We start from the raw sequence: 22,892 nt of genomic DNA on the forward strand, positions 1-22,892 counted from the left end.
GTGTTTAAATTGTAATCACAACGGTGCTGTGCGACTATCCGTGTAAATCAGGACAGACTGTACGGAGTGACGCACAATGGCGCTGGATATGGCGTTGCTGCATGCGGTAGTAGCGGTGGCAAAAGCCGGCGGATTTCGCGAAGCGGCGCGCATGAGCGGCAGCAATCCGTCGCGTTTGAGTGATGCGGTGCGGCGCGCCGAAGAGCAACTGGGCGTTCGGCTGTTCAATCGCACCACGCGAACGGTGGTGCTGACCGAAGCGGGCCGGGCGCTGATGTCACGGCTGCTACCCGCTATGAACGAAGTGGATGCGGCGCTGGATGCCCTGAACACGTTCCGTGACACGCCGGGCGGCACGCTGCGGCTCAACGTGCCGGTCAGCGCAGCGCGGCTGGTATTACCGGCGATTGTGCCGGGATTTTTGCAGCGCTATCCGGACATCCGGCTGGAGATCGTGGCGGAAAGTAATGTGCAGGACATTTTTCGCGACAGCTGCGATGCCGGTATCCGTTATGACGATCATCTGGAGCAGGATATGGTGGCGCTGCCGATTGGTCCGCGCGTGCAGCGCTTTGCCGCGGCCGCGGCGCCGGCCTATCTGGCGGCTTATGGTACGCCGCAGCATCCGCGCGACCTGATGCAGCATCGCTGTCTGTATGGTCGTTATGCCACCGGGGTGACGGCCGAATGGGAGTTCAGCCGCGGCGCGGAACGCATCACGCTACAGCCGCAGGGGCCGCTGATTTGCAGCATCGGTGCGGCGATGGAGCTGACGGTGTCAACGGCCATCGCCGGTGCCGGCGTGGTCTATCTGTTTGAGGACTGGCTGAAGCCGGCGCTGGCCAACGGCAGTCTGCAACCGATTCTTGCCGACTGGTGGCTCAGCTTTCCCGGCCTGTGGTTGTATTACAATGACCGCCGGCTGATCCCGGCGCCGCTGCAGGCGTTTCTCCGCTGGATACGCGAACTCAATGCGACGCCGGGTTGACCAGCAGCCCGGAAACCAGCAGCCGAAAGGCCTGCACCGCACGCGGCAGTGCCGCGACCGGCTCATCGGCAGCGGCAATCCACAGCGCGGCATTGAGCGCGGCGCCGTTGACCAGTTGCGCCGCCGCTTCGGTATCGACCGTTTTCACCGTACCTTCCTCAATCAGCTCCGCCAGCATGGCGGCGCTGGTGCGCAGACAGGCGGTCTGATTAGGCCAGCGCGACGGATCGCCCAGCACCGCCGGGCCGTCCAGCAGCATGATGCGCTGGACTTCCGGCTCCAGCGACATCTCGATATAGGTAATGGCTTCCGCCAGAAACGCGTGCCAGCGAGTGTGATACTGCTGTCCGGCTGCGCGCATCTGCTCAAGAATCTCGCCATCAATCTGGTCAATGACCGCCTGTAGTAACCCTTTCTTATCGCCAAAATTATGGTACAGCGCACCGCGCGTCAGCCCGGCGGCTGCCGTGAGGTCATCCATTGACGCTTCGCTGTAACCCTTCTGCGCAAACGCGCGTCGTGCAGCGGCAATCAGTTTGCCGCGTGTCTCTTCCACCTGGTCTGCCCGTCGTCTGGCTGCCATCGCTGTTCCTTAAATTTTGCATTGACATACGCCGCGTATGTAAAACATAGTAATACATACGCGGCGTATGTTAAAGCGAAAGCGGGCATAGCTAACCCGCTTTCTTCTCTCATCTTCAGGAGTACGATTATGAACAAACGCGATGCTGTTTTTCCAGCGGGCCGTCAGGCGTTGTACAACATCAATAAATACTCTGCGGCGATTCGCTCCGGCGACCTGCTGTTTGTTTCCGGCCAGGTGGGCAGTCGTGATGATGGCACCGCCGAGCCCGATTTCACGCGTCAGGTTAATCAGGCGTTCACCAATCTCGCGGCGGTGCTGAAGGCCGCCGGTTGCAGTTTTGATGACGTAGTTGATGTCACTACGTTTCATACCGATCCGGAAGCGCAGTTCACCACGGTGAACGAAGTACGGCTGCGCTTCTTCGGCGATGCGCCTTATCCCAACTGGACGGCGGTGGGCGTCAACTGGCTGGCGGGCTATGATTTCGAAATCAAGGTAATTGCGCGCATTCCGCAGTGAGCCAGCGTGCGGCGATCAGTCTGCAACCCATAAAAAAGCCGCTAACCGTTGCCGGTTAGCGGCTTGTTCACTTCACGCCTAATCAGGCGCTCAGCAGTTGATCAGCAGTTTTTTCTACCAGCGCCAGCAGCAGCTTGATGTCTTCCAGCGTGACGGTCGGGTTCAGCAGCGTCAGCTTCAGGCAGGTCACGCCTGCATGCTCGGTCACACCGACGTTAGCGCGGCCAGACTCCAGCAACGCATCGCCGATGCGCTGGTTGAACAGGGCGATCTGCGCGCTGTCGCTCAGCTGTTCTGGACGATAGCGGAACAGTACGCTGGCCAACTGTGGCTGCATTACCAGCTCCAGACGTGGCTCAGATTCAACGAACTGCGCAACGTCCTGTGCCAGGCTCACGCCGTGGTCGATAATCGCGGCGTACTGTTTCTGACCCAGCGCTTCCAGACCCATCCACAGTTTCAGCGCATCGAAACGACGCGTGGTCTGCAGTGATTTGGACACCAGGTTCGGCACGCCAGCTTCTTCATCGAACTCGGAGTTCAGGTAAGCCGCCTGATAACGCATCAGCTCATAGTGACGCGCGTCTTTCAGCAGGAACGCGCCGCAGCTGATGGTCTGGAAGTATTGTTTGTGGAAGTCGAGGGTGACGGAATCCACCAGCTCCAGACCATCCAGGTAATGACGATACTTTTCAGACAGCAGCAGCGCACCGCCCCAGGCCGCATCCACGTGCACCCAGATGTTGTGCTCAGCGGCGATGGCTGCGATTTCACGCAGCGGATCGATGGCGCCGGCATCGGTGGTGCCTGCCGTCGCGACGATCGCCAGGATCTGTTCGCCGTTGGCTTCAGCCTGCGCCAGTTTGGCTTTCAGGTCATTCACGTCCATACGGGCAAACTGATCCGATTTCACCTGCACCACAGACTGATAGCCGTGACCCAGCAGCGCCATGTTCTTCTGCACGGAGAAGTGGGCGTTTTCTGAGCACAGCACTTTAATCTTGCGCAGATCGCCAGTAATGCCGTGCTGCTGCACGGAATGGCCCTGACGCGCATAGAAAGCGTCACGTGCCAGCATCAGGCCCATCAGGTTGCTCTGCGTACCGCCGCTGGTGAACACGCCCGCATCACCGGCCGGATAGCCAACCTGCGCACGCAGCCACTCAATCAGTTTGATTTCAATAATGGTGGCAGAAGGGCTCTGATCCCACGAATCCATGCTCTGGTTAGTGGCGTTGATCAGCACTTCAGCCGCCTGGCTTACCACCAGGCTCGGACAGTGCAGGTGCGCAACGCACTGCGGATGGTGCACCGCCAGACTGTCTTTGAGGAAATATTCAATCGCACGTTCAATCGCGGCCTGGTTGCCCAGGCCGTTTGGATTGAAGTCGAGCGTTATACGCTCGCGCAGTTCGGCAACCGTTTTGCCCTGGTACATCTCAGGCTGTTGCAGCCACTGCACAACCGCGGCGCTGCTCTGGGCAATCGCCTGCTGGTACGCCTCAATGCTCGGGGCCGAGGCGGCCAGAATCGGGTTTACTTCAGACATTTACTCTTCCAGTCAAACAGGTTTGACGCCAGCGCCCAGCAGCGCCTGCTCAAATTTATCCAGGAACACGGCCAGCTCTTCGTTGCTGATCAGCAGTGATGGCAGCAGGCGCAGTACCGCACCATGACGACCGCCACGCTCCAGAATCAGACCGGCTTCGAAGCATTTTTTCTGCAGCAGTGCAGAGAGTTCGCCGTCGGCCGGGAAGCTACCCATGTGGTCAGCTGGCTCGTGTGGCTTAACGATTTCGATACCGATCATCATCCCGAGGCCGCGTACGTGACCAATAACCGGGAAGCGTTTCGCCATCGTGTTCAGCTGGGCTTTCAGCCATTCACCCTGTTCTGCCACTTTGCCGGCGATGTTCTGCTCGGTCAGGATCTTCAGCGTCGCCAGACCGGTTGCCATCGCCAGCTGGTTGCCGCGGAAGGTACCGGTGTGGTGGCCAGGTGACCAGGCGTCAAACTGCTTTTTGATACCCAGCACGGCCAGAGGCAGACCGCCGCCCACCGCTTTAGACATCACGATGATGTCTGGCTCAATGCCCGCGTGTTCGAAGGCAAAGAACTTACCGGTACGGGCAAAGCCAGCCTGGACTTCGTCAAGGATCAGCAGAATGCCGTGTTCCTGGGTCACTTTGCGGATGCGCTGCAGCCACTCAGCTGGCGCCGGGTTCACGCCGCCTTCACCCTGTACCGCTTCGAGGATCACGGCCGCAGGCTTACGCACGCCGCTTTCAACGTCGTTGATCAGGTTTTCGAAGTAGTAGGTCAGGGCTTTCACGCCAGCTTCGCCGCCTAGGCCCAGCGGGCAACGGTACAGGTGCGGGTAAGGCATGAACTGCACTTCTGGCATCATGCCGTCAACCGCTTCTTTCGGCGACAGGTTGCCGGTCACGGACAGCGCGCCGTGCGTCATCCCGTGGTAACCGCCAGAGAAGCTGATTACGCCGCTGCGGCCGGTGACTTTTTTCGCCAGCTTCAGCGCCGCTTCAACGGCATCAGCACCGGATGGACCGGTGAACTGCAGGCAGTACTCTTTACCCTGACCTGGCAGCAGCGAGAGCAGAGATTCGGAGAACTGATCTTTCAGTGGCGTCGTCAGATCAAGAGTATGTAACGGCAAGCCGCTGGTAATGACATTTTGGATGCTCTGCAGAACATCAGGATGGTTATGACCAAGTGCCAGCGTCCCTGCGCCAGCCAGACAGTCAAGATATTGTTTGTTTTCAACATCCGTAATCCACACGCCATTGGCTTTGGCAATCGCTAAAGGCAACTTGCGCGGGTAACTCCTGACGTTTGATTCAAACTCAGCCTGACGGGCTAAGAATGCGTCGTTGTTTCCGTTGAATGAGTTGGCACCAAAAGTATCAATACGGACTTTATCCGTCATCATATCTCTCCTTCAACCGGGGCTCGAACAGGCTGGCCGATTGACTAGTTGAACAAAAAAGTATCAGTGGCTCAAAAAACGCGGCCAATATAGAGCCTTTTGACGCACATCACAATGATTAATTTTGTTTAGAATTGTTTATTCTTTTCATATAGGAATCAGGACGTTGGACAGAAACTGGCCACTTATTTTAGCGCCGCGATATGAACAGGCGATTAAATAATCGTGTGAATAAAAAGACTTATGCCCGCCAGTGCCAGCCACGGACCAAAGGGCAACACGTGATGCAGCTCGCGTTGCCAGCCTAATCGGGCCAGCAGAACAAACAAAATTGCGCCTGTGTAAGCCAGTAACAGCACAAAGGGTAAAAGCGCCCAGCCAAGCCAGGCACCCAGCGCAGCCAGCAGTTTGGCGTCTCCGCCACCGAGACCGGGGCGCTTTTTTATCAGCTGGTAGAGTCCACCCATTAGCCGCAGTGCGCTGTAGCCGGCTATCGCGCCGAACACCGCGTCATGCAGCGTTCCGGGCAGCCAGTGCAGCGCTTTGAACAGCAGGCCAAGCCACAGCAGTGAAAGGGTGAGAGCGTCCGGCAACAACAGATGCTCAATGTCGATGAGTGTCAGCGCCAGCAGAATCCAGGCGAGCAGCAGGGCGGCAGGCAGGCGGCTATCGGGCGGCAGCAGCCAGGCCAGCGCCAGGCTGATCGCGGCGGTGAGCAGTTCCGTCAGCGGGTAGTGCAGGCTCACCGGGTGGTGGCAGTAGCGACAGCGTCCGCGTAACAACAGCCAGCTGAGCAACGGCAGCATGTCGATCGCGCGCAGCGTGGTCTGGCAGTGTGGACAGTGCGAGCGCGGCAGCAGCAGGGGAATGCCGGGTTGCGGGTTCATTACCTGCTGCGGCAGGCGATAAATGACCACGTTGAGAAAGCTGCCGACGCACAGCGCCAGCAGTGTACCGATCAACCAGTAGGCGATTTCCATGAGGTTTTCTCCTGCTGTCCATGCAGCGTTGGGTTTTTCTGTCGCCACGAATGGCGATCGTGCAGATCATGGCGCGGTTACCGTGGGGGCGCATTGATGCGTACCGGTGTAAGCGGGGCGATTTTTTGCCCGGTTGCACGACAGGTTGGCATAAAGGTGCCGCGTAACCTGTTTGCGCGATAAATCGCGCCGCTACGGATTTGTGCGGTTTGACGGCAGGTCGCCATAAATGGCGACCCTACAGGTTTCGCCGGGCGCGCATTTATACGCACCGCGAAATCGCGCCGCTACGGATTTGTGCGGTTTGACGAAAGGTCACCATAAATGGCGACCCTACAGGTTTTGTAGGGTGCGCATTTATGCGTACCGCGAAATCGCGCCGCTACGGATTTGTGCGGTTTGATGGCAGGTCGCCATGAATGGCGACCCTACAAAACCTGTAGGGTGCGCATTGATGCGCACCGCGATCTGTCGACAACCCCGGCCGGTGTGCGAGAGGCACAATACGCCGGCGGAGACGGCGTGGCGAGCAGCAAAGCGGCGTTGCAGCGATTTGCAGCAGGATTTACGAGCGGGCTCCAGAGAACAGAGAAGATATAAGCAGGGATGCGTGAATTTCACGGGCTGGCAATGACCAAATCGATGCGAAGACAGGCAAAAATCCAATCGATGGGCCAGCTGAGGCAGGCAACAATCTAATCAATACGCCAGCGGAGACAGATAATAATCAAATCAATGCGCCAGCGAATTTACTGGCTCTGTTTAAACTGCTGCATGGCTTCCAGCACATTGCTGGTGGCGAGCGACATCACCCATTCGCTGTTGAGAAACACGTCGTAATGGCCGGCGTTATAGCGAAATACATACAGCTCACCGCGGAAACGCAATCCTTTTGTTTTCACGCCAATGTGATGCCGGCGCAGTGCTGCCTGTGAAAGTCTGTCAGTCGCGGTTCTCATCATCATTCTCCTGTCCAGCCTCTGGCGTCACTATCCCAGGGAAGAATAAGCAGCCAACCTTAGGATAACCTTAAGAACAGTATAGTCTCTTAGTTAATGTATTGAAAAATAGCCACTTTAATTGCCGTGTGTCGTCATGCAGGCCAATGATGTCTGATCCGATGCTGATTTCCGGCCCCGGCGTGCAATCTTCTACCAATCTTCAACATCACGTAAAAAAGTCAGCGTGCCGCTTTGCCATTTAATGTTCAGTTAAGTTTTCCCCCGTATTTTGGTTTCTTATAGCGATAAAACAGACTTGCTTAAGTTTTATTGCGCGCAGATGACAGCAGCCCTGCGAACGCACTCGTTTAAGTAACGTTTAAACAATAGGTTACAGGGTGTTTCATCAGGTTGTCATGCGCAGCAATAACGCTTGTTTTATTTTTCAGCATGTTTTCAGGCACAACAGTAAGGTTATCTTATGAGTTTCCTTCCGTTTTCGCGCCCGGCATTGGGTGAGGAAGAACTGGCCGCGGTGCAGGCGGTATTTGCATCGGGCTGGATTACCACCGGACCGCAGAATGCTGCGCTGGAGCAGGCGTTTTGCCAGCTCACCGGCAACCAGCACGCTATTGCCGTCAGCTCCGCCACAGCAGGCATGCACGTTACGTTGATGGCGCTGGGTATCCAGCCCGGCGACGAGGTGATCACCCCGTCGCTGACCTGGGTTTCCACGCTCAATATCATTACGCTGCTGGGCGCCACGCCGGTGATGATCGATGTGGATCGCGATAACCTGATGGTAAGCGCAGAACAGATCGAAGCGGCCATTACGCCGCGCACCCGCGCCATCGTGCCGGTTCACTATGCCGGTGCGCCGGCGGATATCGACGCCCTTCGCGCCGTCAGCACACGCCACAATATCCCGCTCATTGAAGATGCGGCCCACGCGGTAGGTTGTTATTACAAAGGCCGGCACGTCGGGCAGCAGGGCACTGCAATCTTTTCGCTGCACGCCATCAAAAACATCACCTGCGCCGAAGGCGGCATTGTGGTGACCGATGACGCGCAGCTGGCTGACTGCCTGCGCAGCCTGAAATTCCACGGCCTCGGCGTCGATGCCTACGATCGTCATACCCATGGCCGCAAACCGCAGGCCGAAGTGATCATGCCCGGTTTTAAATACAACCTGCCAGACATCAACGCCGCGATTGCGCTGGTGCAGCTGCAAAAGTTGCCGGCCATCAATGCACGTCGCCAGGCCATCGCCGCGCGCTATTTGCGCGAGCTGGCAGATACGCCGTTGCTGCCGCTGGTGCAGCCGGCGTGGCCGCATCAGCATGCGTGGCATCTGTTTATCATTCGCGTGGACGAAGCGCGCTGCGGTATCAGTCGCGATGTGCTGATGGAGCAGTTGAAAATCCATGACATCGGCACCGGTCTGCATTTCCGTGCCGCGCATACCCACAAGTATTACCGTGAACGCTATCCGCAGCTCTCGCTGCCGGCCACCGAATGGAACAGTGAACGTATCTGCTCGCTGCCCCTGTTCCCCGACATGCTCGATGACGATGTAACGCGTGTGATTGCTGCCTTACGCCACCTTGCGGGAGCCTGAGATGCTGGAAGAAAAACCGATTCGCAAAGTCTCCGTGGTGATCCCGGTGTACAACGAAGAACAGAGCCTGCCGGAGCTGGTGCGCCGTACCGACGCGGCCTGCCGCACGCTCGGCCTTGACTATGAAATCTTACTGGTGGATGACGGCAGCGCCGACCGCTCCGCGCAGATGATCGCCGATGCGGCGGATATGCCGGGCAGTCACGTGGTCGGCGTGCTGCTGAATCGCAACTACGGGCAACACTCGGCGATTATGGCCGGTTTCAGCCATGTTTCCGGTGATGTGATCATTACGCTGGATGCCGATCTGCAAAACCCGCCGGAAGAGATCCCCAACCTGGTCAAAGCCGCGCAGCAGGGCTACGACGTGGTCGGCACCGTGCGTCAGAACCGTCAGGACAGCTGGTTCCGACGCCGCGCTTCACGCACCATCAACCACCTGATTCAGCGCGTGACCGGCAAAGCCATGGGCGATTATGGCTGCATGCTGCGCGCCTATCGCCGTCACATTGTCGATGCGATGCTCAACTGCCACGAACGCAGCACCTTTATCCCGATTCTGGCGAACACCTTCGCGCGCCGCACCATTGAACTGCCGGTTACGCATGCCGAGCGTGAGTTCGGCGACTCCAAATACAGCTTTATGAAGCTGATCAACCTGATGTATGACCTGGTGACCTGCCTGACCACCACGCCGCTGCGTCTGCTGAGTATTGTCGGCAGCTTAATCGCGCTGGCCGGTTTCGCCTTTTCTCTGATCCTGATTGTGCTGCGCCTGTTCCTCGGTGCCAGCTGGGCCGGCGACGGTGTGTTCATGCTGTTTGCCGTGCTGTTTATTTTTGTCGGCGCGCAGTTTGTCGGTATGGGCCTGCTGGGCGAATACATCGGTCGTATTTATAACGACGTACGCGCCCGTCCGCGCTACTTCATTCAACGTGTTATCCATCCGCAACAAGATGCCCCGTCTGTACAGGAAATTAAGCAATGAAAACTATCGTCTTCGCCTATGCCGAAATGGGCTGTGCAGGCATCACTGCGCTGCTGAACGCAGGCTATGAAATCAGTGCCATCTTCACTCATGCGGACACCTCGCCGGAGAGCCATGCGTTTCCTTCGGTAGCACGCCTCGCGGCTGAGCAGGGCATTCCGGTTTATGCGCCGGAAGATGCTAACCATCCGCTGTGGGTGGATCGCATCCGCACCATGCAGCCGGACTTTATCTTCTCGTTTTATTATCGCGCCCTGCTGAGCGACACCATTCTGAACTGCGCGCGGGTTGGCGCGTTTAACCTGCACGGCTCGCTGCTGCCTAAATACCGTGGTCGTGCGCCGCTTAACTGGGTGCTGGTCAACGGCGAGACGGAGACTGGCGTAACGCTGCACCGCATGGTGAAACGTGCCGATGCCGGCGACATTGTGGCGCAGCAGCGCGTGGCGATTGACCCGCAGGATAATGCGCTGACGCTGCACCGTAAGCTGGTGGCCTGCGCCGGCCAGCTGCTGGAAGGCGCGCTGCCGCCGATGAAGCGCGGTGAGATTGCCGCCACGCCGCAGAACGACGCGGAAGCGACCGTGGTCGGTCGCCGCACGCCGGAGGATGGCCGTATCAACTGGGAGCTGCCGGCGGCTAAAGTGAATAACCTGGTGCGTGCAGTCACCGATCCCTGGCCTGGTGCGTTTGCGTATGCCGGCACGGTGAAATTCGTGGTGTGGAAAGGGCGGGTTCACCAGGATGCGCCCAGCGCCAAACCGGGCACGGTGCTGTCGGTAGAGCCGTTCCTGATTGCCTGCGGCGAGGGCGCGCTTGAAGTGGTCACCGGGCAGAGCGACAACGGTGTTTACATGAACGGCAGCCAGCTGGCGCAGAGTCTGGGCATGGTGCCGGGTGCGCTGCTTTACTCGCAGCCGGTTGCTGCGGTAAAACGCCGCACGCGGGTGCTGATCCTCGGCGTAAACGGCTTTATCGGCAACCATCTCACCGAACGCCTGCTGCAGGATGATAACTTTGAGGTTTATGGCCTGGATATCGGTTCCGATGCCATCAGCCGCTTCCTGGATGAACCGCGCTTCCACTTCGTTGAAGGGGATATCAGCATCCACTCTGAATGGATTGAGTATCACATCAAGAAATGTGACGTGGTGCTGCCGCTGGTGGCGATCGCCACGCCGATCGAATATACCCGTAATCCGCTGCGCGTGTTCGAGCTGGATTTCGAAGAGAACCTGAAGATTATTCGTGACTGCGTGAAGTATAAAAAGCGCATCATTTTCCCGTCGACCTCCGAAGTGTACGGTATGTGTACCGATCAGCATTTCGACGAGGATCACTCCAACCTGGTGGTCGGACCGATCAATAAACAGCGCTGGATCTATTCAGTGTCGAAACAGCTGCTGGACCGGGTGATATGGGCCTATGGCGAAAAAGAGGGGCTGCGCTTTACGCTATTCCGTCCGTTTAACTGGATGGGCCCGCGTCTGGATAACCTCAACGCCGCGCGTATCGGCAGTTCTCGCGCCATCACCCAGCTGATCCTTAATCTGGTGGAAGGCTCGCCGATCAAGCTGATCGACGGCGGCGCGCAGAAGCGTTGTTTCACCGATATTCGCGACGGCATCGAAGCGCTGTTCCGCATTATCGAGAATAAACACAACAACTGCGATGGCCAGATCGTTAACATTGGTAACCCGGAGAACGAAGCCAGTATTAAAGAGCTGGCGGAACACCTGCTGGCCAGCTTTGAGCGCCACCCGCTGCGCGATCGCTTCCCGCCGTTTGCCGGTTTCCGTGAGGTAGAGAGCAGCAGCTATTACGGCAAAGGCTATCAGGACGTGGAGCACCGCAAGCCGTCGATTAAAAATGCCCGCCGGCTGCTCGACTGGACGCCAACTGTGGCGATGGATACCACCATCGACAATACGCTGGACTTCTTCCTGCGCACCGTTGAGCTACAGGAAAAGCCATGAAGCGAGTGGGTTTGCGTGTTGATGTCGATACCTGGCGCGGCACGCAACTGGGCGTACCGGCGCTGCTGCAGCAGTTCAGCCTGCATCAGCTGCAGGCCAGCTTCTTCTTCAGCGTTGGGCCGGACAACATGGGGCGCCACCTGTGGCGCCTGATGAAGCCGCGCTTTCTGTGGAAGATGCTGCGTTCGCGCGCGGCCTCGCTGTACGGCTGGGATATTTTACTGGCCGGTACCGCCTGGCCGGGTCGCGAAATAGGCAAAGGGCTGGCGTCGATTATTCGCGCCACGGCAGATCATCATGAAGTGGGCTTACACGCGTGGGATCACTTTGCCTGGCAGACCTGGGCTGGCGTCTGGTCGCCACAGCAGCTGAATGCGCAGATTGCGCGCGGTAAAGTGGCGCTGGAAGCCATTTTGGGTGACAGTGTCACCTGCTCTGCAGTGGCAGGCTGGCGCGCCGACAGCCGGGTACTGGATGCCAAGCAGCCGTTTGGCTTTCGCTATAACAGCGACTGTCGCGGCAGCGGGCCGTTCATTCCGCGCCTCAACGATGGCAGCCTCGGCACGGTGCAAATTCCGGTAACCCTGCCAACGTGGGATGAAGTGGTAGGCCAGCAGGTCAGCGCGGAGGGGTTTAACGACTTTATTCTCGCGCAGATGCATGCCGCCAGCGGTACGCCGGTCTATACCATTCACGCAGAGGTCGAAGGCATCGTCGGTTTGCCCGCCTTTGCCGATCTGCTGACGCGCGCGCAGCAGCAGGGCATCCGGTTTTGTCCGCTGAGCGAGCTGCTGCCGGACGATCTCAGTACGCTGCCACAGGGCCATGTGGTGCGCGGGCACATTGCCGGCCGGGAAGGCTGGCTGGGTTGCCAGAGTTAACATTTTACAGGACCCAAGTATGGAAACACCGATGCGCAGCCGCACCCGCATAGTGCTGCTGATAGCGCTTTTTGCTCTCTATTATCTGATCCCGGTGCCATTCCGCGATCTCTGGCAGCCGGATGAAACCCGCTATGCCGAAATCAGCCGCGAGATGCTGCTGAGCGGTAACTGGGTGGTGCCGCATTTTTTTGATTTGCGCTACTTCGAGAAGCCGATTGCCGGTTACTGGGTCAATAATCTTGGCCAGCTGTTATTTGGGCATAATAATTTTGGCGTGCGCGCCGGTGCGATTATCTGTACCACGCTGAGTGCGCTGCTGATCTACTGGCTGGGCAAGCGGATGTTCGCCAGCCGCAAAATAGCGCTCACCGCCAGCGTGATCTTTCTTACCTCGCTGCTGGTTTATGGCATCGGCACTTACGCCGTGCTCGATCCGATTCTGCTGCTGTGGCTGGTGGCGGCGATGTGCAGCTTTTGGTTTGCTGCGCAGGCGCACAGTACCTCACAGCGGCTGACGGGCTATATGCTGCTCGGCGCGGCCTGTGCCATGGGTTTCATGACCAAAGGCTTTCTGGCGCTGGCGGTGCCGGTGCTGGCGATTGTGCCCTGGGTGCTCTGGCAGCGACGTTTTGGCGAACTGCTGCGCTGGGGGCCGCTCACGATTGCGGTGGCGGCCGCGATCAGCGCGCCCTGGGCGCTGTCCATCCAGCATCAGGAAGGCGATTTCTGGCACTACTTCTTCTGGGTCGAACATATTCAGCGCTTCGCGGAGAGCGATGCGCAGCATAAAGCGCCGTTCTGGTTTTACCTGCCGGTGTTGGTGGCGGGCTGTTTACCGTGGCTCGGCCTGTTGCCAGGCGCGCTGAGCGGCGCATGGCGACAGCGTCAACAGCACGCTGCCACGATCTATTTGCTTAGCTGGGTTGTACTGCCGCTGCTGTTCTTTAGCATCGCCAAAGGCAAACTGCCGACCTATATTCTGCCGTGCTTTGCGCCGCTGGCGTTGTTAATGGCGCATTATGCGCACGGTAACACCGCGCGCCTGAAACAGGCGTTGGCGGTAAATGGCTGGATCAACCTGCTGTTTGGTCTGGTTGCCACGCTGCTGGTCGTGGTGGTGCTGGCACCCTGGGGGCTGGCGCACCATCCGGTGTACGCGCGCGATGAGTTGCTGCGGATACTGTGCGCTGCGCTGGCATTTGCCGGCTGGGCGGTGATGGGCTGGTTAAGCCTGAAAACAGGCCGCTGGCAGCTGGCTGCGCTTTGCCCGCTGGCATTGGCGCTGCTGGTCGGGTTGGCTATCCCACAAAAGGTACGTGACAGCAAACAGCCGCAGAGTTTCGTCAGCGCCGTTCGGCCTCAGCTGGCGCAGAGCCGCTATCTGGTGGTGGACAATTCCGGCATCGCTTCTGCGGTCGCATGGGAATTGCGCCGCAGCGATATCACTTTCTTCGATGAAAAAGGTGAGCTGGAGTACGGACTGGGTTATCCCGATGCAAAAACGCGCTACGTCGACGGGGAAGCCTTCGCTGACTGGCTGCGCCTGCATCGCCGACAGGGTCCGGTGGCACTGGTGCTGCTGCTGAATTCTGACGAAAAGCAAGCGGATGCGCATCTGCCGGTGCCGGATGATGTGTATCAGCAGGGACGGCTGGTCTACTACGGCTACAACGCGACACCATGAATCTGCTACTGATCCTGCTGGTAAGCCTGCTCAGTTGTGCCGCCCAGCTGTGCCAGAAACAGGCGGCCCACTGCGGCGGGCAACGCCTGTTCGGCTGGCTGGTGCTCAGCCTGCTGCTGCTGGGGACGGCGATGCTGCTGTGGCTGGTGGTGCTGCGCACCGTGCCGGTCAGCGTGGCTTACCCGATGCTGAGCCTGAATTTTGTGCTGGTGGCGGTGGCGGCGCGCGTCATCTGGCGTGAGACCTACACGCGGCGGCAGTGGCTGGGTACGTTGGCGATCGTTGCCGGGGTGGCGCTGATGGGGAGCCATCTGTGAAGGGCTGGCTGCTGGCGCTGGCCAGCGTGCTGCTGGTGTCGCTGGCGCAGCTGCTGCTGCGCACGGCAATGCTCGCGCTGCCACCGCTGGATACATGGACCGCGCTACCGTGGCAGCACGGCCTGATACCGTTAATCGGCGGACTGGCGGCCTACGGCTGCTCAATGCTGTGCTGGCTGCTGGCGCTGCGGCTGTTGCCGCTCAACCGGCTCTATCCGCTGCTCAGTCTGAGCTATGTGCTGGTGTGGCTGGCCGCTATTTCCCTGCCAGCCTTGCATGAAACCTTCCGCTGGAGCAGTCTCGCTGGCGTCATATTGATCGTCTGCGGCCTGCTGTGTGTGGCGCTGCCGCGCCGTTAACCGTTAATGCTGCTGCCACGGGTGATATTCACCCTGGCGGCGGCCTGGCGCCGTTTCCGGCAGACGCAGCAGGCCGAACAAAGAAATCACCCCCAGCACTGCAACATACAGCGCCAGACCATACCAGTGGCCGTGGGTCACCTGCAGAATCTTCACCGCCACCAGTCCGAGTACGCCGCTGCCGATCAGCGAACCGATCTGCCAGATCACCGCGATACCGCTGCAGCGAATGTGCGTGGGAAACAGTTCGGGGAACCATGACGCCTGCGGGGCATAACACATGCTGTGGCCCAGCGTCAGCGCCACGATCATCGCCAGCTGCGTGAGCCAGTAGCTGTTGTGCGCCAGCGCGAGAAAAAAGGGCACGATCGAGAGCATGATCAGCAGCGTGCCGATCAGGTAAACCGGCTTGCGACCGATGCGGTCGGAAAGGGCACCCATCAGCGGGATCGCCAGTACTTCGAGGATCACCGCGACGATCATACTGTTCATCAAAATGCCGGCATCAAGCTGATTAGCCTTACCCCAGGCAAGGATGATGACGGTAAACAGGGCGAAGGCGCAGGCTTCGATCAGTTTCGCTGCCACGCCGTTGACCACCAGCCGTGGATTACCACGCAGCACCTCTTTTAACGGCCTGGATTCTGCCGCTTTGGTTTCACGAATGGCGGCGAAGACCGGCGATTCATCAATGCGCAGGCGAATAAACAGGCCGACAATCACCAGCAGCGCGCTGAGCAGAAAAGGTACGCGCCAGCCCCAGTCCATCATCTGCTCCGCGGTCAGCGCGGCATTAAGCACAGCGAACAGCGCCAGCGGCAGCAGAAACCCGACCGGAGCACCAATCTGCACCCAGCTGGCAAAGAAACCGCGCCGGGAAGGCTGCGCATATTCGGCCGTCATTAATACCGCGCCCGCCTGTTCGCCGCCAACGCCAAACCCCTGCAGCAAACGGATGGCAATCAGTAATACCGGGGCCCAGACGCCAATTTTTTCGTAGGTTGGCAGCAGACCAATGCAGAACGTGCCAAGGCCCACGATCAGGATGGTCGCCACCAGCGCCTTTTTGCGTCCCACTTTGTCGCCGATGTGCCCAAACACCATGCCGCCAATGGGACGTGCGAGGAAGCCCACCGCATAAGTGGCGAAGGCAGCGAGTGTGCTGACCAGCGGATCGTGACTGGGAAAGAACAGATGGCCAAAGAACAGTACCGCTGCCGTACCGTAAGCGAAAAAGTCGTAATACTCTGCCGCCGTGCCTATCGCCGAGGCGCTGGCGACGCGGCGAATCAATGATTTAGGGTGAGCTTCAGCGGTATCAGATTGAGCAACAGTTGAAGAGGCCATGACAAATCCTGAAGAGGTTAAAGAGCGACTACCATACAAGAAGGTTTGTGCAGTTATTGCGCGATTGATCACAAAGCGTGGCGACTCCCGGCGTAAAGGGGCCGATCTGCTGCGCTTAAATAACCACCTCGCCCAACCTTCACTCGCCTTTTTTCGGCTGATGTAAATCCATCAAAATAAACCGGTCAAAAGGCTTGAACTCACAATTTGAAAAGCAGGTTTCAAATATAAATTAACATGAAATAAAAATGCCGATAGCCTGGACGCGCTGCTTTGTTCTGATGCTTTTCCTAACGCATTTTTTACCAGGAGGTATTATGGAAAAAGAACTTTATCTCTCCACCAACACCGCGTCCGGCCCCAACAGCACAACAAAAACCGAACCCTTCGTAAAAATCATCGCGCTGGTGGCGACACTCGGCGGGTTGCTGTTTGGTTACGATACCGGCGTGGTATCCGGCGCGCTGCTGTTCATGCGCAGCGATTTGCATCTCACGCCGTTCACTACCGGGCTGGTGACCAGTTCACTGTTGTTCGGCGCTGCCTTTGGCGCGCTGCTGGCAGGGCACTTCGCGGATGCCCTCGGGCGCCGCAAAATCATCATCACGCTGGCCTTTATTTTTGCCCTCGGCGCGGTCGGCTCTGCCTTCGCACCTGATGTGGTGACGATGATTGCGTCACGCCTGTTTCTTGGTATTGCCGTTGGCGGGGCGGCTGCCACTGTGCCGGTGTATATCGCGGAAATTGCCCCGGCGAATAAACGCGGTCAACTGGTGACGCTGCAGGAGCTGATGATTGTCTCTGGCCAGCTGCTGGCCTATGTCTCCAATGCCACTTTCAATGAAATCTGGGGTGGCGAACATACCTGGCGCTGGATGCTGGCCATCTCCATCGTACCCGCCGTGCTGTTGTGGATCGGGATGGTCTTTATGCCGGAAAGTCCACGCTGGCACGTCATGCGCGGCAACACCGCTGGCGCGCGCAGGGTGCTGGAGAAAACCCGGGCGGCGGAAGACGTGGAGTGGGAGCTGGAGGAGATCGAAGAGACCATCGAAGAGCATCGCCAGCAAGGCAAAGGTCGCCTGCGTGACCTGCGCACGCCATGGCTGCGCAAAGTGTTTTTACTGGGAATTGGCATTGCCGCCATCCAGCAGCTGACCGGTGTGAACACCATCATGTACTACGCGCCAACCATGCTCACTGCTACCGGCCTGAGCAACGATGCGGCATTGTTCGCCACCATCGCCAACGGCGTGATCTCGGTAATCATGACGCTGGTGGGGATCGTGATAATCGGTAAGGTTGGGCGTCGTCCGCTGGTGCTGATAGGGCAGATGGGCTGTACCGCCTGCCTGTTCTTTATCGCTACGGTGTGCCTGCTTATGCCGGAGTATCACGCCGGTGGTGCGGTTAATCTGCTGCGGGCCTATCTGGTACTGGCCGGAATGCTGATGTTTTTATGTTTTCAGCAGGGCGCGCTGTCACCGGTCACCTGGTTGCTGCTGTCGGAAATCTTCCCGGCGCGCATGCGCGGCATTTGCATGGGCGGTGCCGTTTTTGCCTTGTGGATTGCCAACTTCGCCATTTCCATGGCCTTCCCGCTGTTGCTGGCCGCCTTTGGCCTGGCCGGGGCTTTCCTGACTTTTGCCGTGATCGGGATCGGCGGCGCCCTGTTTGTACTGCGCGCTATTCCGGAAACCAAAGGGCGCAGCCTGGAACAGGTCGAACACTATTTCTATGAACTGTATGACGGCAAAGGCTAAATGTGAGGGCGCTCAGGCTGATGTAAATCACTCAAAGAAGCCGCAGAGCGGGCAAAAAAGATACCTTACTATCAGGGCATGTCAGTACCTTGCAGCAAACAGAACCTTACCCAGTGATTATTATCCAGGAAAGATCATGACCTACAAAATAAGCAGTGACCGATTCTGTGTTAACCGTAAAATTGCTCCTCATCTCAGCATGGCGGAATTCTTCGCGCTGGTGCAACAGCTGGGATTAAATAAAGTTGAAATACGCAATGATATGAAAAGCGGCAGCGTGACCGACGGCGCAGGCGGTGAGGAAGTGCGTCGCCTGGCAGCGCAGCATCAGCTTGAGATCGAAACCATCAACGCGGTGTATCCCTTCAACCAGTTAGATGATGCGGTGCTGGAAAAAACGCGCGCGCTGTTAGCCGATGCGCGCGCCACCGGGGCGAAAGCGCTGGTGCTCTGTCCGCTCAATGATGGGACACCGGTAAGTAATGAGCAAATCGTACAGGCGCTGCAAACCCTGGCGCCGCTGTTTGCCGAATATGGTGTTGCCGGGCTGGTTGAACCGCTCGGTTTTCCGCAGAGCTCACTGCGCTCCGCCGCGCTGGCGCAGCAGCTTATCGCTCAGGCCGGCGTGCCGTTTAACATCGTGCTGGATACCTTCCATCATCACCTGTACGAAGGCGCCGAACAGGATTTCGCCGGTGGCGTAGACGTGAATCACATCGGCCTGGTGCATCTCTCTGGCGTAACGGATGCGCGCCCGACTCATCAACTCACCGACGAAGAGCGCATCATGCTGAGCGCGGATGACCTGCTGAAATCCCGCGAGCAGGTGCAGCGCCTGGAAGAGATGGGCTATCGCGGTGTTTATGCTTTCGAGCCGTTTTCGTCGGTGATGGAGAGCTGGAGCGCTGAGGATATTGCGCGCGAAATCCGCAGCAGCATTGATTATCTCAACCACTAACCAATCCGGCATTTTGCTGAAGGAACCTCGCATGACACTCAATATTGGTGTAATCGGCACTGGCGCTATCGGCCGTGAACACATTCGTCGTTGCAGCCAGGTGCTGCAGCATGCGCGCGTGGTCGCGCTTAATGATATCAATCGCAGCAACTGTGAGCAGGTGATTAGCGAGCTCGGCTTGCAGGCGGAGATTTACGACAACGCGCACGATTTAATCGCCGCGCCGGAGGTGCAGGCCATTCTGGTTACCTCGTGGGGCCCGACGCATGAAGAGTTTGTGCTGGCAGCCATCAAAGCCGGCAAAGCGGTATTCTGCGAGAAGCCACTGGCAGTGACCGCGCAGGGCTGTATGAATATTGTCGAAGCGGAAATTGCCGCAGGCAAAAAACTGGTGCAGGTGGGTTTTATGCGACCGTACGACAGCGGCTATCGCGCGCTGAAAGCAGTTATCGACGGCGGCACCCTGGGTGAGCCGCTGATGCTGCACTGCGCGCACCGCAATCCGGCGGTCGGCGATGCTTACACCACCGATATGGCGATCACCGATACGCTGATCCATGAACTCGACGTGCTGCGCTGGCTGCTGAACGATGATTACGTCAGTGCGCAGGTGATTTACCCACGCAAGACCCGCCACGCGTCATCGCACCTGAAGGACCCGCAGATTGTGCTGCTGGAAACCGCGAAGGGCATCCGTATTGATGTCGAGATCTTCGTTAACTGCGCCTATGGTTACGACATTCAGTGTGAGGTGGTCGGCGAGAGCGGCATTGCCCGCCTGCCTGAACCGATGTCGGTGCAAACCCGCCACGCGGCGCAGCTCTCCACCGGCATTCTGACCGACTGGAAAAAACGTTTTATCGCTGCGTATGACGTTGAGCTGCAGGATTTCATCAACAACGTGCTGTCGGGCAATATGACAGGCCCGTCGGCGTGGGACGGCTATGCCGCCGCCGTGGCGGCCGATGCCTGTGTCGCGGCACAGAACAACGGTGACATTGTCCCGATTACCATGCCGCCACGTCCGGCTTTTTATTGTTAATCCCACCACATCGCGGCTGGCACACCCTAACCGGTGCGCCTTTATGTGACATTGTCACCTGTTGACAGCCATCTTCCCCTCAGTCACCGCCGCGCCTCACATTTGTTAGCGATCCCGTGTATCATCGCCGCCTTTATGTTGTGCAAGGAAAAGTGTGATGACGGAGAGCGTAATGGCGCGCCGCCAGCCCTCGGTATGGTGGGGCGCCATGATCATCTGTGGGACGGTAGTGGGCGCCGGTATGTTTACGTTGCCGATCGTGATGGCCGGGGCGTGGTTTGGCTGGGCGCTGCTGCTGCTGGGCATAAGCTGGGGCGCAATGCTGCTCTCCGGGCTGCTGTTTATGCGTGTCAGCCTGCATTATCCGCCGGGCGCGGGCTACGATACGCTGACGCGCGATTTGCTCGGGCGCGGCTGGGCCAGCATCAATGGCCTCAGCATCCTTTTTGTACTGGGCATTCTCACCTACGCTTATATTTCAGCCAGTGGTCCGGTTTACCAGCACTCGCTGAATCAGCTTGGCGTGCCGCTCTCAACCGCCGGGGCCAAAATCGCGCTGACGCTGTGTGTCGCCGCTGTGGTGTGGCTCGGCACCACCGGCGTCAGTCGTTTGATGACGTTCTGCGTGCTGGCAAAAATCCTGCTATTGATTTTGCTGTTCGGCGGGCTGTTAACCCAGGTTGACGTGCCCTCGCTGTTCGCTGCCGCCGCGCCGGGAGACAGCTACTGGCCTTACGCGCTGGGCGTGCTGCCGTTCTGTCTGGCCTCTTTTGGCTATCACGGTAACATCACCGGACTGGTGAGTTATTATCAGCGCCGCGAGTCGCCGGTGACACGCGCGCTGGTGCTGGGCACGCTGATGTCGCTGGCTCTTTACCTGTTCTGGATTGTCTGCACCATGGGGAATTTGCCGCGCGCTGTGTTTCCTGACATCGTGCAGCAGGGTGGAGATATTGCCGCGCTGATGGCCGCGCTGCGCGATCATCTGCACGTGCGCGCGTTGTCGCTGATGATGTCGGTGTTCTCACATTTTGCAGTGATAGCCTCGTTTCTCGGCGTGACGGCAGGACTGTTTGATTTCATCGCCGACCGCCTCGGCTGGGGGCATTCCCCGCGCGCGCGGCTGCAAACCGCCTGCCTGACATTTTTGCCGCCGCTGCTCGCTTCGCTGTGGTGGCCGCATGGCTTCGTCGCCGCCATCGGTTTTGCCGGTCTGTTTGCCACGCTGTGGGCGGTGATTATTCCAGCGCTGCTGGCACGGCGTGCGCAACAGCGCTTCGCCGATCGGCCGCGTACGCCACTGGCGATTGGCCTGGTACTGCTTTTCGGCGCGCTGAATGTGCTGGCATGGACGCTGAGCTGGCTGGGTGTGTTACCGCAATTTGCTGCGGCCTGAGTGGCGAGAGCCATGGGGTTCAGAGGTGAGGCTGCACTATTCGTATCGTAGCGGCGCGATTTATCGCGCTAATCCATTCGCCGCACCGTTGTAAATTGCGCAATGAATTGCGCCGCTACCCGGCGCTGGGGCTACGAATGGGTTGAATAATTCACTCTGCTCAAGTCAGCGATAAGACCCGGTCCGTTGGGCTGCCAGTTGAGCTGCTGCCGCGTCCAGGCACCGCTGGCACGCAGATCCAGCCTGGCGAAAGCAGCGAACCAGCCGAAATGCTCCGCGGCCTGATCGGGATTGGCATGCTGAAAGACCAGCTGTTCATCGCGCAGCGCCTCGGCGCTGACAATGACCGGGCGCAGGTTGAGCTGCGCCAGAAGTTCGCCGTTCCCGGGCAGAAGGCCCTGCGTCGGGAGCGCACGATTACGAGGTTACTAAATGAAAACGAAGAGTTACGCCGCTGGTATGGCACTGAGCTCCCTGCTGCTGTGCGTAGCCTGCACACCCGCGCCACCTGCGCCTCCGCCGGTCGTTGTGCTGAACGCCTGCCCGAGGGTGAGCCTGTGCCCGATGCCGGGCAGTGACCCGAAGACTAATGGTGACCTGAGCGCCGACATTCGTCAGCTCGAAACCGCGCTCGAATGCTGTGCGCTTCAGGTCCAAACAGTCAAAGAATGCCAGTACAAAACCGATGTTCAAACCGAAGAGCCTGCGCAACGCCTTAACTGATGCGGTGCCGGTGCTGAAACAGAACCCCGAAATGCTGCGCGTGTTTCTCGACAGCGGAAACTCGCCTCTACGCTTGCGACCTCGCTGTAGTTCGAAAACAGGTACACGCTTAATATTATCGTGACTGATTTTCCGGGCGATATTGATTTGATCCTCGTACCGATTCTGGCATGGCTGCGGGTCAATCAGGCCGACATTATGACCACCGATGACGGGCAAAAGCGCGGCTTTACCTATGAGGCGGATATTAACAACGATGACAGCGCAGACCTCAGTATCAGCCCGATGCTGACCGAGCGCACTATCGTTAAAGAGGTTGGGGCCGAATTGCATATCGAGCATGCGCCAGATCCGCAGTCAAACGAGCTGGTGAGGCGCCCAACGCAGTTCTATGTCCATCGTGAGCTTGTGAGCGAATGGCATGAATGAGTTTAAGCCCTTTGATGACCGGCTGGCCGGGCTGATTGCGGCACTTTCTCCGGCAGGCCGTCGGCGGATGGGGGCGGAGATGGCGAAGACGCTATGCACCCGACAGCAGAAGCGCATTAAAACGCAGAAAGCGCCGGATGGCTCCCCGTATGCTGCCCGCAAGCGCCAGCTGGTCAGGGCCAAAAAGGGCAGGGTGAAGCGGAAAATGTTCATCAAACTGAGTACTAACCGCTTTATGAAAACCGCCGGTAGTGACGAGGCGGCAGTCGTGGAATTTACCGGCAAGGTGCAGCACATGGCACAGGTGCATCAATACGGATTAAAGGATAGGCCAAATAGTAATGGCGCTTGAGTAAGCTATCCTGCCCGTCAACTTTTAGGCTTCGAAAATGGGACCATTGATATTATACAGAGAATAATAGTTAGAAAGATCAGTAAATAATATAAGAA

The 22,892-nt window shown here is 58.3% G+C and carries 21 protein-coding genes and 2 pseudogenes; 17 read left to right on the forward strand and 6 right to left on the reverse strand.

Translation table 11 applies throughout. The annotated features are described in order from the left end of the window. Positions 1-76: 76 nt before the first annotated feature. Positions 77-988, forward strand: a complete 912-nt coding sequence (locus tag F3I21_RS11995) for a LysR substrate-binding domain-containing protein (protein WP_150058991.1) — start codon at positions 77-79, stop codon at positions 986-988. On the opposite strand, the gene F3I21_RS12000 is transcribed toward F3I21_RS11995, so the two are convergent. Then, positions 969-1,571 (reverse strand): TetR/AcrR family transcriptional regulator, encoded by a 603-nt coding sequence (locus F3I21_RS12000; RefSeq protein WP_150058992.1) that lies wholly within the window; start codon positions 1,569-1,571, stop codon positions 969-971. The genes F3I21_RS11995 and F3I21_RS12000 overlap by 20 nt on opposite strands. A gap of 129 nt (positions 1,572-1,700) precedes the next feature. On the opposite strand from F3I21_RS12000, the gene F3I21_RS12005 reads away from it, so the two are divergent. Beyond that, positions 1,701-2,093, forward strand: a complete 393-nt coding sequence (locus F3I21_RS12005; RefSeq protein ID WP_150058993.1) for a RidA family protein — start codon at positions 1,701-1,703, stop codon at positions 2,091-2,093. An 82-nt stretch (positions 2,094-2,175) separates the two neighbouring features. Here F3I21_RS12005 and F3I21_RS12010 read toward each other — a convergent pair whose 3' ends face one another. From F3I21_RS12010 to F3I21_RS12025, 4 genes are all read right to left on the reverse strand, one after another. Next, the gene (locus F3I21_RS12010; RefSeq protein ID WP_059012974.1) at positions 2,176-3,642 is read right to left on the reverse strand and encodes an aspartate aminotransferase family protein; all 1,467 of its coding nucleotides are present in this window, start codon (positions 3,640-3,642) and stop codon (positions 2,176-2,178) included. A 12-nt stretch (positions 3,643-3,654) separates the two neighbouring features. Continuing rightward, the gene (locus tag F3I21_RS12015; RefSeq protein ID WP_150059116.1) at positions 3,655-5,037 is read right to left on the reverse strand and encodes a diaminobutyrate--2-oxoglutarate transaminase; all 1,383 of its coding nucleotides are present in this window, start codon (positions 5,035-5,037) and stop codon (positions 3,655-3,657) included. 215 nt (positions 5,038-5,252) lie between these two features. After that, a complete protein-coding gene (locus F3I21_RS12020) occupies positions 5,253-6,017 on the reverse strand; it encodes an A24 family peptidase (RefSeq protein ID WP_150058994.1) in 765 nt (254 codons plus the stop codon). Positions 6,018-6,766: 749 nt separating this feature from the next. Then, positions 6,767-6,982, reverse strand: a complete 216-nt coding sequence (locus tag F3I21_RS12025; protein WP_223815670.1) for a hypothetical protein — start codon at positions 6,980-6,982, stop codon at positions 6,767-6,769. Between the two features lie 457 nt (positions 6,983-7,439). Here F3I21_RS12025 and arnB point away from each other — a divergent pair, with 457 nt between their 5' ends. Genes arnB through arnF form a run of 7 tightly spaced genes read left to right on the forward strand, consistent with a single transcriptional unit; the run spans position 7,440 to position 14,784 of the window. After that, complete coding sequence (arnB, locus tag F3I21_RS12030; protein WP_150058995.1) at positions 7,440-8,576, forward strand: UDP-4-amino-4-deoxy-L-arabinose aminotransferase; 1,137 nt, start codon at positions 7,440-7,442, stop codon at positions 8,574-8,576. 1 nt (position 8,577) lies between these two features. Beyond that, entirely contained in the window at positions 8,578-9,564 is a 987-nt protein-coding gene (gene arnC / locus F3I21_RS12035) for an undecaprenyl-phosphate 4-deoxy-4-formamido-L-arabinose transferase (RefSeq protein WP_021509379.1), read from the forward strand. After that, the gene (gene arnA, locus F3I21_RS12040; protein ID WP_058759134.1) at positions 9,561-11,540 is read left to right on the forward strand and encodes a bifunctional UDP-4-amino-4-deoxy-L-arabinose formyltransferase/UDP-glucuronic acid oxidase ArnA; all 1,980 of its coding nucleotides are present in this window, start codon (positions 9,561-9,563) and stop codon (positions 11,538-11,540) included. The genes arnC and arnA overlap by 4 nt, the downstream gene beginning before the upstream one ends. Then, the gene (arnD, locus tag F3I21_RS12045; protein ID WP_141495974.1) at positions 11,537-12,421 is read left to right on the forward strand and encodes a 4-deoxy-4-formamido-L-arabinose-phosphoundecaprenol deformylase; all 885 of its coding nucleotides are present in this window, start codon (positions 11,537-11,539) and stop codon (positions 12,419-12,421) included. Before arnA ends, arnD begins: the two co-directional genes overlap by 4 nt. A gap of 31 nt (positions 12,422-12,452) precedes the next feature. Further along, the gene (gene arnT / locus F3I21_RS12050) at positions 12,453-14,108 is read left to right on the forward strand and encodes a lipid IV(A) 4-amino-4-deoxy-L-arabinosyltransferase (RefSeq protein ID WP_150059117.1); all 1,656 of its coding nucleotides are present in this window, start codon (positions 12,453-12,455) and stop codon (positions 14,106-14,108) included. Next, a complete protein-coding gene (gene arnE, locus F3I21_RS12055; RefSeq protein WP_141495975.1) occupies positions 14,105-14,425 on the forward strand; it encodes a 4-amino-4-deoxy-L-arabinose-phosphoundecaprenol flippase subunit ArnE in 321 nt (106 codons plus the stop codon). Before arnT ends, arnE begins: the two co-directional genes overlap by 4 nt. Beyond that, positions 14,422-14,784: a 4-amino-4-deoxy-L-arabinose-phosphoundecaprenol flippase subunit ArnF gene (arnF, locus tag F3I21_RS12060; protein WP_058781501.1), complete on the forward strand. Its 363-nt coding sequence runs from the start codon at positions 14,422-14,424 to the stop codon at positions 14,782-14,784. Before arnE ends, arnF begins: the two co-directional genes overlap by 4 nt. A gap of 3 nt (positions 14,785-14,787) precedes the next feature. Here arnF and F3I21_RS12065 read toward each other — a convergent pair whose 3' ends face one another. Next, entirely contained in the window at positions 14,788-16,131 is a 1,344-nt protein-coding gene (locus tag F3I21_RS12065) for an MFS transporter (protein WP_150058996.1), read from the reverse strand. Positions 16,132-16,448: 317 nt separating this feature from the next. On the opposite strand from F3I21_RS12065, the gene F3I21_RS12070 reads away from it, so the two are divergent. From F3I21_RS12070 to F3I21_RS12110, 8 genes and pseudogenes are all read left to right on the forward strand, one after another. Then, a complete protein-coding gene (locus tag F3I21_RS12070) occupies positions 16,449-17,894 on the forward strand; it encodes a sugar porter family MFS transporter (protein WP_150058997.1) in 1,446 nt (481 codons plus the stop codon). 136 nt (positions 17,895-18,030) lie between these two features. Next, positions 18,031-18,852, forward strand: coding sequence for a TIM barrel protein (locus F3I21_RS12075; protein WP_150058998.1), 822 nt, complete (start codon positions 18,031-18,033; stop codon positions 18,850-18,852). Positions 18,853-18,883: 31 nt separating this feature from the next. Continuing rightward, positions 18,884-19,894, forward strand: coding sequence for a Gfo/Idh/MocA family protein (locus tag F3I21_RS12080; protein ID WP_150058999.1), 1,011 nt, complete (start codon positions 18,884-18,886; stop codon positions 19,892-19,894). 157 nt (positions 19,895-20,051) lie between these two features. Beyond that, positions 20,052-21,290 (forward strand): aromatic amino acid transporter, encoded by a 1,239-nt coding sequence (locus tag F3I21_RS12085; RefSeq protein WP_088517257.1) that lies wholly within the window; start codon positions 20,052-20,054, stop codon positions 21,288-21,290. A gap of 296 nt (positions 21,291-21,586) precedes the next feature. Continuing rightward, positions 21,587-21,868, forward strand: coding sequence for an Rz-like lysis system protein LysB (lysB, locus tag F3I21_RS12095; protein WP_223815672.1), 282 nt, complete (start codon positions 21,587-21,589; stop codon positions 21,866-21,868). Continuing rightward, positions 21,750-22,013 carry an Rz1-like lysis system protein LysC gene (lysC, locus tag F3I21_RS23400; protein WP_150059001.1) on the forward strand — a complete coding sequence of 88 codons (264 nt, stop codon included), beginning with the start codon at positions 21,750-21,752 and terminating at the stop codon, positions 22,011-22,013. Before lysB ends, lysC begins: the two co-directional genes overlap by 119 nt. Continuing rightward, positions 21,976-22,442: pseudogene (locus F3I21_RS12105) on the forward strand (phage tail protein). Before lysC ends, F3I21_RS12105 begins: the two are co-directional and overlap by 38 nt. After that, positions 22,435-22,884, forward strand: a pseudogene (locus F3I21_RS12110) (phage virion morphogenesis protein). The pseudogenes F3I21_RS12105 and F3I21_RS12110 overlap by 8 nt, the downstream one beginning before the upstream one ends. Positions 22,885-22,892: the final 8 nt, after the last annotated feature.

This window comes from Pantoea sp. B_9 (assembly GCF_008632015.1).
In the GTDB taxonomy this organism is placed as follows: domain Bacteria; phylum Pseudomonadota; class Gammaproteobacteria; order Enterobacterales; family Enterobacteriaceae; genus Pantoea; species Pantoea dispersa.

Excerpts from the sequence above, each read along its gene's own strand:
- F3I21_RS12085 (WP_088517257.1), top strand. The coding sequence starts at position 20,052 with ATGACGGAGAGCGTAATGGCGCGCCGCCAGCCCTCGGTATGGTGGGGC.
- F3I21_RS12025 (WP_223815670.1), bottom strand. The coding sequence starts at position 6,982 with ATGATGATGAGAACCGCGACTGACAGACTTTCACAGGCAGCACTGCGC.
- F3I21_RS12075 (WP_150058998.1), top strand. The coding sequence starts at position 18,031 with ATGACCTACAAAATAAGCAGTGACCGATTCTGTGTTAACCGTAAAATT.
- arnE (WP_141495975.1), top strand. The coding sequence starts at position 14,105 with ATGAATCTGCTACTGATCCTGCTGGTAAGCCTGCTCAGTTGTGCCGCC.
- F3I21_RS12070 (WP_150058997.1), top strand. The coding sequence starts at position 16,449 with ATGGAAAAAGAACTTTATCTCTCCACCAACACCGCGTCCGGCCCCAAC.
- F3I21_RS12020 (WP_150058994.1), bottom strand. The coding sequence starts at position 6,017 with ATGGAAATCGCCTACTGGTTGATCGGTACACTGCTGGCGCTGTGCGTC.
- F3I21_RS12010 (WP_059012974.1), bottom strand. The coding sequence starts at position 3,642 with ATGTCTGAAGTAAACCCGATTCTGGCCGCCTCGGCCCCGAGCATTGAG.
- F3I21_RS12065 (WP_150058996.1), bottom strand. The coding sequence starts at position 16,131 with ATGGCCTCTTCAACTGTTGCTCAATCTGATACCGCTGAAGCTCACCCT.
- arnC (WP_021509379.1), top strand. The coding sequence starts at position 8,578 with ATGCTGGAAGAAAAACCGATTCGCAAAGTCTCCGTGGTGATCCCGGTG.
- F3I21_RS12005 (WP_150058993.1), top strand. The coding sequence starts at position 1,701 with ATGAACAAACGCGATGCTGTTTTTCCAGCGGGCCGTCAGGCGTTGTAC.
- arnB (WP_150058995.1), top strand. The coding sequence starts at position 7,440 with ATGAGTTTCCTTCCGTTTTCGCGCCCGGCATTGGGTGAGGAAGAACTG.
- F3I21_RS12080 (WP_150058999.1), top strand. The coding sequence starts at position 18,884 with ATGACACTCAATATTGGTGTAATCGGCACTGGCGCTATCGGCCGTGAA.
- F3I21_RS12000 (WP_150058992.1), bottom strand. The coding sequence starts at position 1,571 with ATGGCAGCCAGACGACGGGCAGACCAGGTGGAAGAGACACGCGGCAAA.
- arnT (WP_150059117.1), top strand. The coding sequence starts at position 12,453 with ATGCGCAGCCGCACCCGCATAGTGCTGCTGATAGCGCTTTTTGCTCTC.
- lysB (WP_223815672.1), top strand. The coding sequence starts at position 21,587 with ATGCTGAAAGACCAGCTGTTCATCGCGCAGCGCCTCGGCGCTGACAAT.
- F3I21_RS11995 (WP_150058991.1), top strand. The coding sequence starts at position 77 with ATGGCGCTGGATATGGCGTTGCTGCATGCGGTAGTAGCGGTGGCAAAA.
- arnA (WP_058759134.1), top strand. The coding sequence starts at position 9,561 with ATGAAAACTATCGTCTTCGCCTATGCCGAAATGGGCTGTGCAGGCATC.
- F3I21_RS12015 (WP_150059116.1), bottom strand. The coding sequence starts at position 5,037 with ATGACGGATAAAGTCCGTATTGATACTTTTGGTGCCAACTCATTCAAC.
- lysC (WP_150059001.1), top strand. The coding sequence starts at position 21,750 with ATGGCACTGAGCTCCCTGCTGCTGTGCGTAGCCTGCACACCCGCGCCA.
- arnD (WP_141495974.1), top strand. The coding sequence starts at position 11,537 with ATGAAGCGAGTGGGTTTGCGTGTTGATGTCGATACCTGGCGCGGCACG.